Consider the following 19,738-nt stretch of genomic DNA (forward strand, 5'->3'; position numbering starts at 1 on the left):
AGTTAAGTGATAATAGGGCAGTATCTTATGCTAGAACTACGACCAAATTGTGAAAACTGCGATAAAGATCTTCCACCTGCATCGACTGAAGCATGTATCTGCACCTATGAATGTACTTTCTGTAGAACTTGTGTTGATAACCTTTTAAAAAATGTTTGTCCTAATTGTGGTGGCGGGTTTTCTGCTAGGCCTATTCGACCTACCCAAGATCGCAGAAAAGGGGTAAGCCTTCAGTATCAAGGCGCTTCAACCAAACGAGTGAATACCACATTAAGCGAAGCTGAAATATCAGGCTTTTCTGATCTTGTTAAAGATATTAAGCCTGAAGATAGGTAACCATTGATGGGGAACATTCAATATTTATAGCGATAAATTTTATTACCCGAATGTAAAGTCATGTAAATAAAGTTTTGTACCTTTATAGTTATGCGTAGTAAAGGTATAAAATTTTTTGAAGTTTTTCTTCATTTAACTATCTTTTTTCTAATTTTCTAGTGTTAATTCAATAAAATCTGTAAATTCATTTATTCGTCTGTATACATTTAAAATTAATGAAGGATAACCGATGATCTCACTCGAAACCTTGCTGCTTTTCTTTATGACTACGCTTGTAGTTGTACTATCACCTGGCCCTGCAGCTATTGCTGTTACAGCTGAAGCAGCATCGAATGGTTTTAAAAAATCAGCATTAGTTATATTGGGTATTGCAACCGCTAATATTGTATTTTTTGTGTTGTCGGCAACGGGTATTATTACGCTTATTATTGCATCGCATACTTTGTTTTCTGTCATTAAATGGATAGGTGTGGCGTATCTTTTATATTTAGGCTTTGGTGCTATTTTTAGTGAATCTGGCCCATTAAGTATAAATTCTTCTAAAAAACTCGAGAGTAAAGCGTACAAAATATTTTTGAGAGGTTTTATTTTAGAAATTTCTAACCCTAAAGCGCTTTTGTATTTTTCTGCTTTATTGCCGCAATTTATTGATATTACTAATCCTATTATTCCTCAACTTGTTATTTTGTGTTTGATAACGTTGATGTTAGATTTAGCGTGCTATTCGCTTTATGGCTATTTAGGCTTTAAATCGATAGGTAAGTTTATTAAGCCCATTATTATCAAAATCATTAATCGCTCGGCTGGCGCTATGCTTATTTTTGCAGGACTGAAAATGGCGACAGTAGAAAAATAGTAATATAGCCAATTTAAGCTTTTTATTTTTACACCCTACACTTATACAAAAGGTTAATAAATGAAACACACATTAAAAAAAATGTTATTTGTAACAGCTACCTTAATAGCAATTCCATCACATGCATTAGCTAAAAATACAGTTGAATTTTTAAATCCTAAAGAGGCTACACATAATTTACCTTTTTCTGAGGCTGTTCGTGTTGGTTCTACATTATTTCTTTCAGGGCAAATTGGATTAATTAACAACACGGAGAAGTTGATTTCAGGCGGTATTCAAGCTGAAACTAAACAAACGTTAGAAAATATAAATGCGACATTAGCATCATACGGTTATTCAAAAAATGATGTAGTTAAGTGTACGGTAATGCTGGCTGATATTGCCGATTTTGGTGAATTTAATAAAGTGTATAGCAACTTTTTTGCTAAACCTTATCCTGCGAGAAGTACCTTTGCAGTGAGTGGCTTAGCCTTTAATGCAAAAATAGAAATCGAATGTATTGCAGCTAAAAACTAATAAGTTAGTTTTAAGGCAACCGATACTGTACTCATTAATGAATTAATCATTCTTATTCATTAATGAGTGCTAATAACGAAATTGGTATTTACCTCAATCAGCATGTTTAGCGTCTTTAATAGCTCGAAACTCATGTTAAATATTCAACTTATTTAACTCTTAAATAAAGCTAACGCTCTCCTAGTCGCTATTTTTACGCGAGTAACTTGATCTACACCCGAACCTAACATGATATAGGCTTTTAGTTTGTCAGAGGTATCTGGACTACTCTCTTCATCACATCAGGTTAGGTATGTTTTTTAGGTGAGTTTACAAATTGTAAAGGTTGTGAGTTTAGTGTATTTATAGCCGATATAAAGAAAAGGAGAAAATATGAATTTCACACTCACCCAAATGGGACTAGCCGTATTCATCTTTATGGTGGTTATAGGTTTGATTAGTTATGTACTAGGTAAGCGCAAAACACTAACACCAATAAAGTCGGCGTTACTTGGTTTTGTTTTTTCGGTTATTCCTGTACTGGGTATTATTTACGTTGTTTACTTAGCTGCGAAAGAAGATGTGGTTATACCGTAAGTTATTATTTTTAGAATACAAAGTATTAAATTAGGGTGCAAAGTGAATAGAGAAATAGCTGACTATCACAAAGACGATGAAAATCATTGGGTAGCAAGGCTCAACTGCGGTCATTTTCAACATGTTCGGCATAATCCTCCTTGGACAAACCGACCTTGGGTTGAAACCTTAACAGGGCGCAAGTCTATGATCGGTCATGAGCTTAATTGTAAAAAATGCGATGAGGGCGCACCACTTGATTATCAGGTACTTTAGCGCTAAAAAACAGTAAAGCTTTTTGTAATAAGGAATAAAGTATGTCGGTATATTTTGCGCAAATCAACTGGTCGAAAAGCGATGATGAAGTTTATATAGATAACAAATACAGCAGAGGCCATACATGGTCGTTTGATGGTGGTGTAACAGTACCTGCATCTTCGTCTCCTCATGTTGTGCCTTTGCCTTATTCAGTTGAAGCTAATGTTGATCCTGAAGAAGCGTTTATTGCCTCAATTTCAAGTTGTCATATGTTATTTTTTCTTTCTATTGCCGCAAAAAACAAACTTGTTATTGAAAGCTATGAAGACAAAGCTGAAGGTATTATGGAAAAGGACACACAAGGCAATATCTCTATAACTAAAGTCACTTTAAAGCCTAAAGTGGTTTTTGCCGCGCATACTCAACCAGCCTATGAATTATTAGAAAAAATGCATCACCAAGCACATCAGCAATGTTTTATTGCTAACTCAGTAAAAGCTGAGATAGTTACTGAAATTGTAGAGTAAACATTACCAATACAGCTCAACTAAACAAGGAAAGCATAATGACAAATAACCTGAATCACGAAAAAATTAATTATGTAGAGTTTGCAGCTAACGACCTTAATGCCACGAAAGCCTTTTTCGAAGAAGCATTTGGCTGGAGCTTTCAAGATTTTGGGCCTGAATACACAGCGTTTAATCATCAAGGTTTAGATGGTGGTTTTTTTAAAGCGGAAGGGGCAAGTGTGCAAGCAAAAGGTGGCGCACTTATCGTTCTATTCAGTAACGATTTAGATAGCACACAGCAAAAAATAAAAGCAGCGGGTGGTGTTATTACACAAGACACTTATGAATTCCCTGGCGGAAAACGATTTCATTTTACAGAACCAAGCGGTAATGAATTTGCCGTGTGGGGTCAGCTTTAACTTGCTAAGCTAGTATTTTTACTTGAAACAGCTCGATTGAAAACCTAAAGGACAAAAAACTCATGGAATATAAAGAAACGTTATCACCACAGCAATGTAAGGGGATGGACGATATACGTACTGAAATTGACGTTATAGATCAAACCATTGTTGCTTTGTTAGGACGCCGCTTCCAATACGTTAAGTCTGCCGCACAATTTAAAACTTCGGAAACATCTGTTCGTGCTCCCGAACGTTTCTCATCAATGTTACAGCAGCGTAGAGTGTGGGCTGAAAAAGAAGGCTTAAGTCCTGACGCGATAGAAAAAATGTACCGTGATCTTGTTAACCATTTTATTAATGAAGAAATGGATAAGTGGAAACAAGGATCTTAGTCGACCAGTGCTTAAGTTAATGTTTAAGGTATATGTTTAAATATGAAAGCCATCTATATAGTTACTGACATTTTTGGTATTACACCTGCTTTAAAAGAGTTTGTGGCAACATTAACAGTTAGTTCAGGAGCTGCAATTAATATTGTTGATCCCTATCAAGGTAAGCAGATGAGCTTTGAAGATGAAGCGACAGCCTATGCTTATTTTGTTAAACACGTAGGTGTTGAACAATACGCACAGCATTTACATTCAATACTCGTCTCACAAAAAGATACTACCGTTATTGGCTTTAGCGTTGGCGCGTCAGCACTTTGGGCGCTATCTGCTAAAAATAATATCAGCGTAGAACACGCTATTTACTTTTACGGTTCACAAATTCGGCATTTGCTTGATATTCAGCCTCAAATTAAAAGTACGGTTATTCTTCCTAAAAAAGAAGAGCATTTTGATGTAGACGATTTACAAGGAAAACTTAAAAAGCTGTCAAAGGTGTCAATTAAACGTTGCAGTTTTTATCACGGGTTTATGAATAGACACTCAGTAAATTTTAACGAACAAGCGTACAGAACTTATACCGGTTGGCTTTGCGAGCAACTTACTTAAACAATCAGTCATACAAGTTAGTCTTATATTCTTTTTTGGAATAAAAAGGCAATTTCTAATCTTTTTCTTTTTTAGGCAGGACTATTACTATTTGCCTATTACTTCTAAATGGGCGAGTTGACATTATGTTGCCAGGTCAGAAAAATTTAAACCAAACAATGCTAGATGCAAACCAACTTGCATCTTTACAAGAAGCTATAGCGACTTACACACCTCTACAATTAGCGTGGACAAGTGGTTATTTAGCAGCGAAAAGTGAAGGTGGTTCAGTTGCTGTTCTACCTACGGCTACTGCGGGTGCATCTGCACAAGCTCAACCGACATTAACTATTTTATTTTCATCGCAAACAGGTAACGCTAAAGGCGTTGCTAAAAAGTTAGCTGAAAATGCGAAAGCTGCAGGTATTACTGTTAACTTTAAAAACGTTTCAGAGTACAAGCCAAAATCATTAAAATCTGAAACGCACCTACTTATCGTTACAAGTACTAACGGTGAAGGCGAGCCGCCAGATGATGCGATTGAATTCCATGAGTTTTTAGCCTCTAAAAAAGCGCCTAAGTTACCAAACTTGCAATACAGCATCTTGGCATTAGGCGACAGCAGCTACGAATTTTACTGCCAAACAGGTAAAGACTTTGACGAGCGCTTAAAAGCATTAGGTGCGACTGCAGTTACTCCTCGCGTTGATTGTGATGTTGACTATGAAGAAGATGCACAATCTTGGTCTGCAAACGTTATTGACACATTAAAAGACGATTTAACAAAATCAGGTGATGCAGGTTTAGCGCCGGTTGTTAGCTTGTCTGGCGCTACTGAAGTTGAAAGTCAGTACACTAAACAAAATCCTTACGCAGCTGAGTTATTAGTTAGCCAAAAAATTACCGGTCGTGACTCCGCTAAAGATGTTCGCCACGTAGAAATTGATTTAGGCGAGTCTGGCTTAACTTACCAAGTAGGTGATGCTTTAGGCGTATGGTTTGAAAACTCAGCAGCGTTAGTTGAAGAGTTAATTGCCACATTAAAACTAAGCGCAGACGAAAAAGTTAGCATTAAAGGCGAAAGCTTTACCTTAAGCCAAGCGTTAACGTCTGAATTAGAAATAACTCAAACTGCTCCTGCTTTCATTGAATTTTGGGCAAGTATTTCAGGTGATGCAAAACTTAAAGCTTTAGCTGAAGACAAAAACGCAGCGCGTGAATACGCTAGCGAACATCAAATTGTTGATATTGTAAAAGCGGCGCCAAGTGATGTAGCTGCACAAGTATTTGTTGATGCACTTCGTAAAATTACACCGCGTTTATATTCAATTGCTTCAAGCCAAGCCGAAGTTGAAGAAGAAGTTCACTTAACAGTGGGTTTAGTTAGCTATGAAGAAAACGGCGCTACACGTTTTGGTGGTGCTTCAGGTTTCTTAGCTAACGATGCAGAAGAAGGCTCAACGGTTAAAGTATTTGTTGAACATAACGATAACTTCCGCTTACCTGCTGACGGTAACACGCCAGTCATTATGGTAGGTCCAGGTACAGGTGTTGCACCATTTAGAGCATTCATGCAAGAGCGTGACGCAAGCGATGCTGAAGGTGATAACTGGATGTTCTTCGGTGATCAAACATTCACTCAAGACTTCTTATACCAAGTTGAATGGCAGGGTTACTTAAAGTCTGGCTTATTAACTAAAATGGACGTAGCTTTCTCTCGCGACCAAGCTGAAAAAGTTTATGTACAAGACCGTATTAAAGAAAACGCTAAAGAAGTGTTTGAATGGTTAGAGCGTGGTGCCCACTTATATATTTGTGGTGATGCAAACCGTATGGCGAAAGATGTACACAACACTTTAGTTGATGTAATCGCGACTCAAGGTGGATTAACGCCTGAGCAAGCTGAAGACTATTTGAAATCGTTACGCAGCAACAAACGTTACCAGAAGGACGTATACTAATGACAACTGAATTTAAAGACATTAAATCTACCGGTGATGGTCCAATTATTGTTGAAGGTAAACATGCGGATAACGAGCGTTTAAAGTTAGAAAGTAACTACTTACGCGGAACCATTGTTGAAGATTTAGCTGACAGAATGACAGGTGGTTTTACCCCTGATAATTACCAGTTAATACGTACCCATGGTATGTATCAGCAAGATGACCGTGACATTCGTGCTGAGCGTCAAAAGCAAAAATTAGAACCATTACATAACGTAATGCTTCGTGCTCGTATGCCTGGCGGTATTATTACGCCAACGCAATGGTTAGCAATTGATAAGTTTGCTGACGATTACACCTCTTACGGAAGTATTCGTTTAACAACGCGTCAAACGTTTCAATTCCATGGTGTTTTAAAGCCAAATATTAAGTTAATGCACCAAACGTTAAATAGCATTGGTATTGATGGTATTGCAACTGCTGGCGACGTTAACAGAAACGTATTATGTACAAGTAACCCAATTGAATCTGAACTTCATCAAGAAGCTTACGAGTGGGCGAAAAAAATCAGTGAACATTTATTACCAAAAACTAAAGCCTATGCTGAAATTTGGTTAGATGCAGAAAAAGTTGAAACCACTGAACATGACGAACCCATTTTAGGTAAAAGCTATTTACCTCGTAAGTTTAAAACAACGGTTGTTATTCCTCCAAAGAATGACATCGACGTGCATGCTAACGATTTAAACTTTGTTGCTATAGCTGAAAACGGAAAATTAATTGGTTTTAACGTATTAGTGGGTGGTGGCTTAGCCATGACGCATGGTGATAATTCAACGTATCCTCGTAAAGCGGATGACTTTGGTTTTATCTCAATCGATAAAACATTAGATGTTGCGGAAGCGGTTGTTACCACTCAACGTGATTGGGGTAACCGTGTAAACCGTAAAAATGCGAAAACTAAATACACATTAGATCGTGTAGGTATTGAAACCTTTAAAGCTGAAGTTGAAAAACGTGCTGGTGTTACCTTTGGCGAAAGTCGTTCATACGAATTTACTAGCCGTGGCGATAGCATTGGTTGGGTTGAAGGTTTTGATGGCAAGAATCATCTAACATTATTTGTTGAAAACGGTCGTTTAATTGATGGTCCAGACAGCCCTATCAAAACAGGTGTTGCTGAAATAGCTAAAGTTCACAAAGGTGACTTTAGAATGACAGCCAACCAAAACTTAATTGTTGCGGGTGTAGCTGCAGAAGATAAAGCCAATATTGAAACCTTAGCGCGTCAATACGGCTTAATTAAAGACGAAACCTCTAACCAACGTAAAAACTCAATGGCTTGTGTGGCGTTTCCTACTTGTCCATTAGCAATGGCTGAAGCTGAACGTTACTTACCCGGTTTAGTGACTGATGTTGAAGGTATTTTAGCTAAACATAAGGTAGCAGACGAACATGTGATTTTACGTGTTACGGGTTGTCCAAACGGTTGTGGTAGAGCAATGCTTGCCGAAATTGGCTTAGTGGGTAAAGGGCCGGGGAAATACAACATGTATTTAGGTGGTAACCATGCAGGTACTCGTGTACCTAAGCTATACAAAGACGGTGTTGACGAAGCTGGCATTTTAACTGAAATAGATCAGTTAGTTGGCCGTTGGTCTACAGAGCGTAACGACAACGAAGGTTTTGGTGATTTCACCATACGTGCCGGCATTGTTGCCGAAGTTAAAGTGAGTAAGCGAGATTTTCATGCTTAATACAAGTCAAGCAGCTGTTAATAACTATTCCGCGAGTACTGTTCCGGAGCCATTGCTAAACCAATGGAATGAGTTATTAGAGAAAGAATCGGCTGTTGCGCGTGTTGAATGGACATTAGAGAACTTACCTTCTCAGTTTGTATTATCATCAAGTTTTGGTATTCAATCTGCGGTAATGTTACATCTACTTACGCAGGTTGATCCAAATATTCCTGTGCTGATAACAGATACAGGGCATTTATTTCCTGAAACCTATCAATTTATCGATCAGTTAACTGAGCGTTTAAATTTAAATCTTCACGTATATAGCGCAAAAGAAAGCGCCGCTTGGCAACAAGCTAAATACGGTGAAGAGTGGGACAAAGGTGAAGCAGAGTTAAAGGCATATAACCGCCGTAACAAAGTAGAGCCTTTAGAACGTGGTTTAAATGACTTAAATGCAAGTACTTGGTTTACAGGCGTGCGTCGTCAACAAACTGCACACAGAGAAAACTTACCTGTAGTAAGTACCTTACGTGGTCGTTTTAAAGTACATCCAATTATTGATTGGACCAATAAAGACGTTCACCAGTACTTAACTAAGCATGGTTTGCCATATCACCCGTTATGGGATCATGGTTATGTTTCTGTAGGTGATGTACACAGTACTAAACCGCTAACATTAGGCATGGACGAAAGCGATACGCGTTTTTCTGGTGGCCAAAGAGAATGTGGATTACATACTGACGGTGATGGTATTTAGGTTAGCTCACTGAAAAATGAGCATGTAATGATGATTTTAATAAAGGCACTAAGTCTTCGTCAGGATTATCAGAAATAAGTAAAGCAAGTTCACTTCCAATGGGAGTGAACTTGTAAAAACGTAAACCACATTGGTTTGCTTTAGCGGTCAATGTTAGATTTTGGCCATTATAGTTAAAGACCACTTGTTCCCCTTTTTGTAACTCATTTGATTCCGCTTCTTGCAGAAAAATAAGATGGTTATCCGCAAGGCTTAACAGCTCGGTATAACTGAGCCCACATTGATTTAAATTCACTTTACTTTGCGTATTTTTACTGAAAAAGCTTAATAGCCCCGGTGTTTTATACGCACCAGACAGTATACGCATATTCTTCTTACTCGTGTCTTTAACCGCAAGGCTACAAATTTTAGCTAATAGTTTGGCATCGGTAATACTCATTGATTTGAATACGGTGAGTGATTTAAGTGAAAAAGAACCTGGATGCGTAATTTCACCCGCTAAAATCTTCGCCCACAAGTCTTGCATGGTATTGTTGCTAACGTCTTCTGCTAAATGGGTAAAACGACTAAACCAGTCAGGATCTGCTTTTGCTGAGTTGCTTGAATTAGGGCAATAGGCTAATGATTTTTTAACAATAGACTCTAAGTTTTGCTGCTGACGTAACCGAGAAAGTCGTTCTCTTCTTACTACTCGTTCTTCAAGTGGCATTTGCTTATCTTCAGGTAATAAAGCGCCATCGAGTACAAACTGTTTAGCTAAAGCCAGTAGTTGTTTTTGTGAAGTAAAACCTGAGGTGGATTTAGAGTTTGAATTTTTAGATTCTGTAGAAATATTTGTTGCATTAACCGTTGATGAAGCGACTAAGTCTGTTTGTGGTTCTTGAGGTGATTCATCTTGATCTTTGTTCACGGTTAATCCTTAATTTTTGTTTTAATTTAAACATATATTTGCATTTAGTAAAATAATAAGTGAAACCGTTATATATTAACTTCTTCTTTTTGTTTTAGTTCATGGCTTCGTAATTCAACCCCAATAGCGGGCGAATTAGGAATAAGTAAAGCTAAAATAAATGAACATGCGGCAAAGGCAGCACCAATATAAAATACCCATGCAGAATTAATAATCCATACCATGCCGAGTAAAGCTGGAATAACAACTGCGGCGATATGGTTAATTGAAAAGCTAACACCGGCGGTTGAGGCTATATCTTCAGGAGATGCTATTTTTTGAAAATATGTTTTAATGGCAATAGCAAAAGCAAATAACAAGTGGTCAACAACATACAAGCCTGCGGCTATATATTCGTTAGAAACCACGGCATAAGCGCAAAACAAAAGCAACAAACCAATATATTCAAACTTTAAAACAAATCGTTCGCCATACTTACCAATAAACTTCCCTATTTTGGCAGCAAAAAACCAATTAAAAATGTAGTTAATAAGGAATAAAGTACTAATATCAGCAACGCTATAACCAAATTTTTCTACCATTAAAAAGCCAGCAAACACGACAAATATTTGTCGGCGTGCACCACCAAAAAAGGTTAAGGCATAGTAAAGCCAGTATCTTTTTTTCAATATAAGTTTTTTACTTTGTTCTGTTTTTGGTTTGAAGTGTTTAAAGGATAATCCAATAAAAATCGTAAAGACTAAACCAAGGCCTCCAAACAATGCATAAGTTGCTTGATACGACCAAGAAAACTGTTCCATAAGTAGCCATATGGTACTAAAAGCAAGTAAAGATGCTGCTGCTTTTATTGACAATAATTGCCCCATAAAATGCGCTGTTTTATCTTTGTCAATCCACTGAAGTGTTAAAGACTGATTAACGGTTTCAAAATAATGAAAACCAACCGACATGATCATTGTGGTTATATATAAACCATAAACACTCGGGAAATAGCCTGTTGCAGCTACGCCAATGGCTGTAATTGCTAACGATAAAATAGCTAAACGTTGTTCTTTTATAAAAAGCAGAACGTAAATGGCGGTAAAAGCTAAAAAGCCAGGCACTTCACGTAAGCTTTGTAAAATACCGATTTCTACACCGGTAAAGTTAGCCTTTTCGATCACAAAATTATTAAGCAATACCATCCATACCGAAAAGATCAAAGGCATGATAAATGCCATGGCTAATAAAAGGTTTTCGGGTTTTTGAACAAACTTATTCAGTGTCATTAGGTGCCTAAAAAAGAAGGTGGTTTTGTGAGTTAAAACAGATTGTAGAGTATACGATTATTATTATAAAAAGGCTCATGAGTATTTTATGAATCAGCGTAAAATCTCTTTTAGGCTGTTTTATCTAAGATTGATACAGTCAATTAAAACGCTTGTTTAAATTTAGTTGCTTTCCTGTTTTTTTCAAGGCAAACTCAATACCAACAGACTTAAAATCAACTCATCGGATGAGATGGGAGGTTAATGTGATTATTGTGGTCTATTATATAGTCAATACAAGATAACCAATACAAGCGAAATTTTACGAGGAGAGCAGGCATGATCTATCAAGGCACTAGCCTTTCTGTACAATTACTAGAAGATGGCATTGTTGAGCTTAAATTTGATGCTCAAGGCTCAGTTAATAAGTTTGATACTCAAACTTTTATTGAATTTAGAGCAGCTATTGAAGCAATTAATAGCACTAAAGAGGCTAAAGGCGTAGTAGTAACATCAGGTAAGTCGACCTATGTTGTAGGAGCAGACATTACCGAATTTTTAGATACATTTAAAAAGCCGGTTGAAGAATTAATCCCTTGGATTAAAAAGTCTACGGATATTTTTAATGCTTTAGAAGATATTCAATTACCTACTATTGCCGCCATTAATGGTATTGCATTAGGTGGTGGATGTGAATTGACCTTAGCCTGTGATTATAGAATAGCAGACACAAATGTAAGTATTGGTTTACCAGAAGTTAAGCTGGGTTTAATTCCTGGTTTTGGTGGTACTGTACGTTTACCTCGCGTTATCGGCGCTGATAATGCTGTTGAGTGGATGTCTACAGGTAAAGCACATCGTGCAGACGAAGCCTTAGCTGCCGGATTATTAGATGCTGTTGTTGCACCAGAAGATTTAATGGTGTCAGCCGTTTCTATGCTAAAAGATGCTATTGCAGGCAAGCTTAATTGGAAAGCTAAACGTCAGCCAAAACTTGAGCCACTTAAATTAAGTGCGACAGAAAGCATAATGACCTTTAGCACGTGTAAAGGCATGATTGCTGCAAAAGCGGGTAAGCATTACCCTGCACCTATGATGATGGTAAATACTATTGAAGCATCGTCAAAATTAGATCGTGCTGGCGCAATGTCTATTGAAAACGAAGCTTTTGCTAGCTTATCTAAAACAGATTCAGCTACCGCACAAATTGGCTTATTTATGGCCGACCAAGTCGTTAAAGGCAAAGCGAAAAAAGCCGGTAAACAAGCTACAAAACAAGTAAACAAAGCAGCTGTACTTGGTGCAGGTATTATGGGCGGCGGTATTGCTTATCAGTCTGCTTACAAAGGTACGCCAATCGTAATGAAGGACATTAACGATGCGGCGTTAGATTTAGGTTTAAGTACTGCTGCTGGCATTTTAACAAAGCAAGTTGAACGCGGCCGTATGAATGTTAAAAAGATGGCAGCTACGTTAAATAACATTACACCATCATTATCTTACGATAGTGTAAAAGGTGTTGATATTGTTGTTGAAGCGGTTGTTGAAAACCCAAAAATTAAAGGTTTAGTGCTTGCTGAAGTAGAAAGCGTAGTGAGTGAAGACACCATTGTAACTTCAAACACCTCAACTATCTCAATTGATTTATTGGCTAAAAGTGTGAAACGCCCTGAAAACTTCTGTGGTATGCATTTCTTTAATCCCGTAAATAGAATGCCACTTGTAGAAGTTATTCGTGGTAAAGACACGTCTGATGAAACCGTTGCTACCGTTGTTGCATACGCAGCTAAAATGGGTAAGTCACCTATTGTAGTGAACGACTGCCCGGGCTTTTATGTAAACCGTGTTTTATTTCCTTACCTTGCAGGTTTAAGCCATTTAGTGATTGAAGGCGCAAACTTTACCGATGTAGATAAAGTGATGGAAAAAGAATTTGGTTGGCCAATGGGTCCTGCTTATCTATTAGATGTTGTGGGTATTGATACGGCAGATCATTGTACTGGCGTAATGTCTGACGGTTTTCCTACGCGTATGAAAAAAGTAGATAACGATCCAGTAAGTTTATTCTACAAAAATGAGCGATTTGGTCAGAAAAACGGCAAAGGTTTTTATGATCATGGTAAAGATAAACGTGGTCGCCCAACTAAAGTTGCTTCAGAAGCTGCTTATGAATTATTAGCTCCACATTGTGCTGAGAGTAAAGCCTTTTCGAAAGAAGATATTATTGCGCGTTTAATGATCCCTATGATCAACGAAGTCGTAAGATGTTTAGAAGAAGGTGTTGTTGATACTGCTGCTGAAGCGGATATGGGATTAATTTACGGTCTAGGTTTTCCTCCATTTAGAGGTGGCGCTATACGTTATTTAGAAACCGTAGGTTTAGATAACTATATTGCGATGGCGGATAGCTTTGCACATTTAGGCGAGCTATATCAAGTAACAGACAGCATGCGCGAAATGGCCAAATCTGGCAAATCTTACTTCACTACAGATGTAAAAACAGCTTAACCTGAGGAGAACACAATGAAAGAAGTTGTAATTATTGATTGCATACGAACTCCTATGGGACGTTCGAAAGCTGGCGTATTTCGTAATGTGCGTGCTGAAACATTATCAGCCCACTTAATGGAACAAATTTTAGCAAGAAACCCAGCCCTTGATCCAAACGACATCGAAGATGTTATTTGGGGCTGTGTTAAACAAACAAAAGAGCAAGGTTTTAATATTGCTCGTAATGCCTCGTTATTGGCAGGTTTACCAAAATCAATTGGTGGCGTAACCGTTAACCGCTTATGTGGTTCATCAATGCAGGCACTACACGATGCAACAACCAGTATTATTGCAGGCCAAGGCGATGTGTTTTTAATTGGTGGTGTTGAACACATGGGACATGTTCCTATGATGTACGATGTAGATTTTGCTCCGGGCTTAAGTAAGCACATAGCAAGAGCTTCAGGCAACATGGGCTTAACGGCAGAGCTACTTGGCAAGCAACACGGTATTAGCCGTGAAATGCAAGACGCTTTTGGCGCTCGTTCTCATCAACGTGCTCATCAAGCCATGTTAGAAGGGCGTTGGGATAATGAAATTGTTCCTACCTTAGGCCATGACGAAAAGGGTGCGTTAAAGCTTATTGAGCACGATGAAGTTATTCGTCCTGAAACAACGGTTGAAGGGCTATCAGCACTTCGTCCAGTATTTGATCCTGTTAACGGTACAGTTACTGCGGGTACTTCTTCAGCGCTATCTGATGGGGCTTCAGCTATGTTAGTGATGTCGGCTGATAAAGCGAAAGAACTTGGCTTGAAACCTCGTGTTAAAATTAGAGGAATGGCGATTGCAGGTTGTGATCCAGCGACTATGGGTTACGGTCCTGTCCCTGCTACTCAGAAAGCACTTAAGCGTGCCGGCTTAACGATTGATGATATTGAACTTGCTGAGTTTAACGAAGCGTTTGCTGCACAAGCATTGTCTTGTATTAAAGCTTTAGGTTTAGAAGATAAAGCCGATGATATGATTAACTTAAATGGTGGTGCAATTGCATTAGGTCATCCACTAGGTTGTTCTGGTTCTCGTATCTCGGGAACCTTAATTAACTTAATGGAAGGTCAAGATGTGAATATTGGTTTAGCGACCATGTGTGTAGGTCTTGGACAAGGTATTGCTACGGTGTTTGAAAGAGTTTAATTGTTGACACCAGATAAAAAGGTTTATACCCGTAACCATTCAAGATGCGCTCTGAAATAGCCTCTTGATTGGTAACGGGTATAGTTATTATTAACTAAGCCTTTTTTTATATGTAAATCTATCTTAAAAGTAATAATTGAATATCTTTACTCATTGCTTCAGCCCATATTTTATAAGCGAGAGCTGTTGGGTGTAAAAAATCAGCCATTATTTCTGTACTAATATCACCGTTACTCTCTAATAATAAATGCCCATAATATCGATAAGTGATCTTTTTATTCTCTGCTAGCGTTTTCAGCATATCATTTAAATTTTTGACATCAACTCGCCGTTTACTTTTGTGCGATTGTTCAAAAGGAAAAACACCATTAAGTAATATGTGGCTGTGAGGCATTATAGATTGGCATTGTTTAATCACTTCTTTTACGCCATTGAATACCTGAGAGGGCGTTTCATTCAAATGGCCGAAGTTATTAACGCCAATTTGTAATACGACCAGTTTAGGGGATAAATGTTGGTTGTCTAAATTTTTTAATCGCCATAATAAATTACCCGTATGGTCGCCACCAATGCCAAAGTTACTTGATTGGTAGGGTGAGAAATAATGCTCCCAAATAGCCTTATCCCAGTTTTCGGTTAATGAGTCACCTAAAAACAGTAATTGAGTTTGACCTTTTTTAGCTATGTTGTTGTGTTGATTAAATAGTGCCATCCATTCATCGGCTGTCATCCAATCAAATGAAACTGTACGTGGGTATGGCTTTGTACCGTTTTGATTTTTTATTATAGATAGTGGTGAAGTCATTAATTTATTCTTATATAAAAAACCCAGCAATAGCTGGGTTTAAAGAGGTTTATAAGTAAAATTTAATATTTAAGCTAAAGAATCTTGCAGCGCTGGAACCACTTGTTTCTTACGGCTCATAATACCGTCAATCCAAACTTTACCGTCAACGGCTGTTTTGCCATAAGCTTTATCAGTTAAATCGGCGTTGTCGCTAACGACTAATACTTCAGAACCTTCTTTCATAATGTCTGTTAAAAGTAACAGTACGCTATGACGTTCTCCTTCGGCTTTTAATGCGGCCATATCAGCTAAAAAGTCTTCTTTCATTTCATCAAATACAGCTAGGTCGATAACTTCTAATTGACCAATACCTACTTTTTTACCGTGCATGTTAAAGTCTTTAAAATCACGCATAACTAAGTCGCGAATTGGTGTACCTTCAACTGCCGATTTTACTCTGAACATTTCCATGCCTAGTTCTTTGTAATCTTCAATGCCTGCTATTTCAGCTAGCGCTTCAACACATTTAATATCAGCTGTTGTACACGTTGGCGATTTAAAAATTACAGTATCAGACAAAATTGCACACATCATAGCACCCGCAATATCTTTAGGGATTGCAACGCTATGAAAGTCGTACATCATTTTAATAATGGTGTTAGTACAACCTACAGGACGGATCCAACATTCAAGCGGAGTAGACGTTGTAATATCGCCTAATTTATGATGATCAATAATACCTAATACGGTTGTATCATCAATATCGTCAGGACCTTGAATGCGATCAGAATGATCAACTACATAAATACCGTCGGTATCGGCAAATGTCATTTTTAGTTCAGGTTGTTCAAAACCAAATTTTTCTAGAATAAAAAGGGTTTCAGGAGATAATTCACCTAAACGTGCAGGTTTAACGTCTTCACCTGTCGCATTTTTTAAATAAGAAAGTGCGATAGCTGAACAAATTGAATCTGAATCTGGAACTTTGTGTCCCACGGCATAAGCTGACATATAAAATTCTCTGTTAAAGGAGTTTGTTATTAAAATTTAATGGCGGCTATTCTAACAAAAAGTAATGCTGTTCGCATAGTGAGCATATTAAATGAGTAGAGGTTTTATTTAAGATGCTCTTTAATATCACCTTCTTTTTCTATGAAAAAATAATTGTCACGAGATTCTGGTGGATATTCATCTCGTAAAATTTTGAGGGCTTTAGAATGAAAGTCTCGGTGATATAATAACCCTGTGATCCATATTGTTGATGCAATAAATAACCATGGGTGAATAAACCAACCTAATGAAGCTATCCCATAATAATATGCTCTAATTCCTCTGTTAAACTCATTACCTGCTTGAGAGTTAATTCGCGCCATACGTTTAGAAATTCTCAACCAGTGCCCTTTATTTGGCATGTTTTTTTCGTAAACTGTTCCACCAATTAAAATGCATAAAAAATTAAACTGTCGTAATGACCAAGTAAATTTAAAATATGCACTAATAAAAATGAAAATAAGCAGTAGTAATTTTATCTGGATCAACTCACGGGAAACTTCTGCAGTTAAATGCATATCAAGCGTTATTATTTCTAATTTATCTATAGTTCCAAATAAAGCAAAGAGTCCTGCAATAATATAAATAGTGGTAGACGCATAAAAAGAAACACTATTCATTAAATTTCCTGTTAGAGAAGCACAGGCTACAGGTATTTCACGAGCGGTGGATTCCATCGCCCATTGTAAGCGATATTCATGGGTAATTCCCACTAAGCCTTCTCTACCTCGTTTGCCTAACTCAGCAAAATAACGATACCCAATCCAACAGCTAAAGAATACGATTAAAGCAATAATATCGATTAATGAAATAGCATCTCTAAATTCGTTCACTGTATACTCCGGCTTTTTGCCTATTAATTATTATTTTTATTTCAGTACAGTTTTAATCTATCATTTTTAAAAGGCATCGCCAAAGAATAAAAACAATATATTGCTTTTATTCTTTTAAAAAACAGCGGAGTAGTGTTTAGGGCGATTTATTAATGAAAGGTAATTTGAATGCTATTTAGTTGTGTAATAACTTAAACATTTATTTACTTCGTTTTTAGAACCTAGAATAACTTCCACACGTTGATGAATATCTGTTGGCTCAATATCCATAATTCTTTGTGTTGATGTAACACTTAAACCACCTGCTTGTTCAACTAAAAAGCTCATTGGGTTTGCTTCGTACATTAAACGTAATTTGTTTGGCTTAGCAGGATCTTTTGAGTCAGCAGGGTAAGTAAATAACCCGCCACGGGTTAGTACTCTATGAACATCGCCTACCATAGCGGCACACCATCTCATGTTAAAGTTTTTACCACGAGGGCCTTCAGTTCCTAATAGCAAGTCGTTAATATAATCTTGCATTGGGGATTCCCAAAAACGTTGATTTGACATATTAACGGAAAATTCTTGGGTGTCTTCTGATATTTGAACATTACGCTCTACTAATAAATAACCACCGTAGGTACGATCAAGTACATAAAAATGAGTACCTTTACCTGTTGTCATTACTAACATGGTTGAAGGCCCATATAAAACATAACCCGCACATATTTGTTTATTTCCAGCCTGTTTAAACATGTCAGGATCACTTGCATCCATGCCATCAATAGCAGGATGAATAGAGAAGATAGTTCCGATCAGCGAGTTTATCTCAATGTTTGAACTACCATCTAATGGATCAAATGATACGATATATTTACCGTCGGGGTTTCCTGCAACTGATGTATCTTCTTCTTCAGACGAAATAGCTTTTACAAAACCTGATTCTAATAAGATGTCTTTAAACAGTTCATTTGCTACCACATCAAGTTCTTTTTGAACTTCACCTTGAATGTTTTCATCTAAAGTTGATCCCATAAGGCCGCTTAAATGACCTTGACCAACACGGAAAGATATTTCTTTCGTTGCGGCTAGTACAGTTTTGATTAAGGAGATGAGATCAAGTGGAACATTGTCTTCGCGTAGAGCTGGTGCTAATCGTTGCATAGGGTTACCTAAAATGTATTTGAATGAATAAACAAAACTTTTGTTGTATAGCGTACTAATTATAAACCGTTTAGCGTGTGATTTAGAATAAATAATCAGATTAAATTGTCATTTTAGGCTGCAAAAATGATATATGGTGTGTTTTATTACAGCGTTATTTGCATTTGTTTTTTAATACCAATTAATAACGCTGTAACCCTATAAAAAGTACTATTTGTATTTGAATTATAAAGTTAAGAAGACGCTTTTTCTGGTGCTCTAATATGCTCGTTCTGTGTTGTATTTTTACTCACTTCAGATTGAACCTTGGTTTTAGATAAAACAATGATGTTTCCAAGAAAAATACAGCTTAAACCAACTACAGTAAAAGTACTCCACTGAAAGTCCTCCACAAATGACGAGATTAACACCGCTATGGCAGGAAACATGATATTGGCATACGAGGTTTTTTGAGCGCCAATACGATTTAATAACGTTAAATAACAACCAAAAGCGATAACAGATCCAAATATAGATAAATAAAGTAACGAGCTAATATAAGCCATATTCATGGGTAATATAAAAGCTTCACCATTAATAAATGCCCACAAGCCTAAGCAAGTAGCACCATAAGCCATACCCCATGCATTAGCTGCGTGAAGAGGTGCTTTTTTTTGTTGGTTTTTAATGGAAATCATATTTCCACAAGAAGCCAGTATGGTTCCCATTAAACAAAAACCTAAGCCGATCAGCGTTTGTTCACCCAAAGATATATTACTAACTTGTGGCCAAAATAACGTTGTAATTCCTGTTATACCTAACAATCCACCTATATAGAATTGCTTAGTTATTTGGGTTTTATACCAAATGCGAGCGTTAATCATGTTGAATATCATGATCATTGAAAATCCAATACAAGTGAGGGCTGAGTTAATGTGTTGTTGTGCGCTGTATAGGAAATAATAATTACAACCAAATAATGCTAAGCCAAATGCTAAAAATTGGACGTGTAACTTTAACGAAAACTTAAGTTGTATTTTTTGCTGTTTACAAAACATAAATAAAATAGCCGCGGCTAACGCAAAGCGATAGCTAAGGGATACGGCTGGGGAAACGTCACCTAATTGATAATTGATAGCAATCCAGGTTGAGCCCCAAATAAGAACAGTCACTATGTATAACAAGGTATTATTCATATGATTAAATCTGGTTTTTCTTAAGAAGTAATGACAGTTTAACTAAACTTTGATTT

Annotated in this window: 21 protein-coding genes; 14 read left to right on the forward strand and 7 right to left on the reverse strand. The window is 37.2% G+C overall.

Translation table 11 applies throughout. The features are described 5' to 3' along the window. Positions 1-27: 27 nt before the first annotated feature. The 12 genes from ACM9HF_RS16055 (at position 28) to ACM9HF_RS16110 (ending at position 8,847) form a co-directional block, all read left to right on the forward strand. Positions 28-336: a DUF1272 domain-containing protein gene (locus ACM9HF_RS16055; protein ID WP_473611218.1), complete on the forward strand. Its 309-nt coding sequence runs from the start codon at positions 28-30 to the stop codon at positions 334-336. Between the two features lie 229 nt (positions 337-565). After that, positions 566-1,192, forward strand: a complete 627-nt coding sequence (locus tag ACM9HF_RS16060; protein WP_473611221.1) for a LysE family translocator — start codon at positions 566-568, stop codon at positions 1,190-1,192. 60 nt (positions 1,193-1,252) lie between these two features. Next, positions 1,253-1,708 carry a RidA family protein gene (locus ACM9HF_RS16065; protein WP_473611224.1) on the forward strand — a complete coding sequence of 152 codons (456 nt, stop codon included), beginning with the start codon at positions 1,253-1,255 and terminating at the stop codon, positions 1,706-1,708. Positions 1,709-2,080: 372 nt separating this feature from the next. Next, positions 2,081-2,284, forward strand: coding sequence for a hypothetical protein (locus tag ACM9HF_RS16070; protein WP_473611228.1), 204 nt, complete (start codon positions 2,081-2,083; stop codon positions 2,282-2,284). Between the two features lie 42 nt (positions 2,285-2,326). Beyond that, entirely contained in the window at positions 2,327-2,539 is a 213-nt protein-coding gene (locus tag ACM9HF_RS16075; RefSeq protein ID WP_473611231.1) for a DUF3565 domain-containing protein, read from the forward strand. Between the two features lie 41 nt (positions 2,540-2,580). Continuing rightward, the gene (locus ACM9HF_RS16080) at positions 2,581-3,048 is read left to right on the forward strand and encodes an OsmC family protein (protein ID WP_473611234.1); all 468 of its coding nucleotides are present in this window, start codon (positions 2,581-2,583) and stop codon (positions 3,046-3,048) included. Positions 3,049-3,086: 38 nt separating this feature from the next. Further along, positions 3,087-3,449 carry a VOC family protein gene (locus ACM9HF_RS16085; protein ID WP_473611238.1) on the forward strand — a complete coding sequence of 121 codons (363 nt, stop codon included), beginning with the start codon at positions 3,087-3,089 and terminating at the stop codon, positions 3,447-3,449. A 62-nt stretch (positions 3,450-3,511) separates the two neighbouring features. Next, positions 3,512-3,823 (forward strand): isochorismate lyase, encoded by a 312-nt coding sequence (locus tag ACM9HF_RS16090; RefSeq protein WP_473611242.1) that lies wholly within the window; start codon positions 3,512-3,514, stop codon positions 3,821-3,823. Positions 3,824-3,865: 42 nt separating this feature from the next. Then, a complete protein-coding gene (locus ACM9HF_RS16095; protein ID WP_473611246.1) occupies positions 3,866-4,426 on the forward strand; it encodes a dienelactone hydrolase family protein in 561 nt (186 codons plus the stop codon). A 125-nt stretch (positions 4,427-4,551) separates the two neighbouring features. Continuing rightward, a complete protein-coding gene (locus ACM9HF_RS16100; RefSeq protein ID WP_473611250.1) occupies positions 4,552-6,366 on the forward strand; it encodes an assimilatory sulfite reductase (NADPH) flavoprotein subunit in 1,815 nt (604 codons plus the stop codon). Next, positions 6,366-8,105: an assimilatory sulfite reductase (NADPH) hemoprotein subunit gene (cysI, locus tag ACM9HF_RS16105; protein WP_473611254.1), complete on the forward strand. Its 1,740-nt coding sequence runs from the start codon at positions 6,366-6,368 to the stop codon at positions 8,103-8,105. The genes ACM9HF_RS16100 and cysI overlap by 1 nt, the downstream gene beginning before the upstream one ends. Continuing rightward, on the forward strand, positions 8,098-8,847 hold the full coding sequence (locus ACM9HF_RS16110) for a phosphoadenylyl-sulfate reductase (protein ID WP_473611257.1): 750 nt from the start codon (positions 8,098-8,100) through the stop codon (positions 8,845-8,847). Before cysI ends, ACM9HF_RS16110 begins: the two co-directional genes overlap by 8 nt. Position 8,848: 1 nt before the next feature. On the opposite strand, the gene ACM9HF_RS16115 is transcribed toward ACM9HF_RS16110, so the two are convergent. Next, positions 8,849-9,757, reverse strand: a complete 909-nt coding sequence (locus tag ACM9HF_RS16115; RefSeq protein ID WP_473611262.1) for a TIGR03899 family protein — start codon at positions 9,755-9,757, stop codon at positions 8,849-8,851. A 68-nt stretch (positions 9,758-9,825) separates the two neighbouring features. Continuing rightward, positions 9,826-11,025, reverse strand: coding sequence for an MFS transporter (locus ACM9HF_RS16120; RefSeq protein WP_473611266.1), 1,200 nt, complete (start codon positions 11,023-11,025; stop codon positions 9,826-9,828). Between the two features lie 318 nt (positions 11,026-11,343). Between ACM9HF_RS16120 and fadB the strand changes: the two genes are divergently transcribed. Next, on the forward strand, positions 11,344-13,512 hold the full coding sequence (fadB, locus tag ACM9HF_RS16125) for a fatty acid oxidation complex subunit alpha FadB (protein ID WP_473611269.1): 2,169 nt from the start codon (positions 11,344-11,346) through the stop codon (positions 13,510-13,512). Between the two features lie 15 nt (positions 13,513-13,527). Further along, positions 13,528-14,691: an acetyl-CoA C-acyltransferase FadA gene (gene fadA / locus ACM9HF_RS16130; protein WP_077340421.1), complete on the forward strand. Its 1,164-nt coding sequence runs from the start codon at positions 13,528-13,530 to the stop codon at positions 14,689-14,691. Positions 14,692-14,809: 118 nt separating this feature from the next. Here fadA and ACM9HF_RS16135 read toward each other — a convergent pair whose 3' ends face one another. The 5 genes from ACM9HF_RS16135 to ACM9HF_RS16155 form a co-directional block, all read right to left on the reverse strand. Beyond that, on the reverse strand, positions 14,810-15,496 hold the full coding sequence (locus tag ACM9HF_RS16135; protein ID WP_473611275.1) for a GDSL-type esterase/lipase family protein: 687 nt from the start codon (positions 15,494-15,496) through the stop codon (positions 14,810-14,812). Positions 15,497-15,565: 69 nt separating this feature from the next. Beyond that, a complete protein-coding gene (locus ACM9HF_RS16140; RefSeq protein WP_473611279.1) occupies positions 15,566-16,489 on the reverse strand; it encodes a manganese-dependent inorganic pyrophosphatase in 924 nt (307 codons plus the stop codon). 104 nt (positions 16,490-16,593) lie between these two features. Further along, positions 16,594-17,361 (reverse strand): DUF599 domain-containing protein, encoded by a 768-nt coding sequence (locus ACM9HF_RS16145; RefSeq protein WP_473611283.1) that lies wholly within the window; start codon positions 17,359-17,361, stop codon positions 16,594-16,596. Positions 17,362-17,532: 171 nt separating this feature from the next. Then, the gene (locus ACM9HF_RS16150) at positions 17,533-18,507 is read right to left on the reverse strand and encodes a class 1 fructose-bisphosphatase (protein ID WP_473611287.1); all 975 of its coding nucleotides are present in this window, start codon (positions 18,505-18,507) and stop codon (positions 17,533-17,535) included. A 233-nt stretch (positions 18,508-18,740) separates the two neighbouring features. After that, positions 18,741-19,682 carry a DMT family transporter gene (locus tag ACM9HF_RS16155; RefSeq protein WP_473611291.1) on the reverse strand — a complete coding sequence of 314 codons (942 nt, stop codon included), beginning with the start codon at positions 19,680-19,682 and terminating at the stop codon, positions 18,741-18,743. Between the last annotated feature and the right edge of the window lie 56 nt (positions 19,683-19,738).

It is taken from the genome of Colwellia sp. RE-S-Sl-9 (assembly GCF_048296855.1).
GTDB lineage: Bacteria > Pseudomonadota > Gammaproteobacteria > Enterobacterales > Alteromonadaceae > Pseudocolwellia.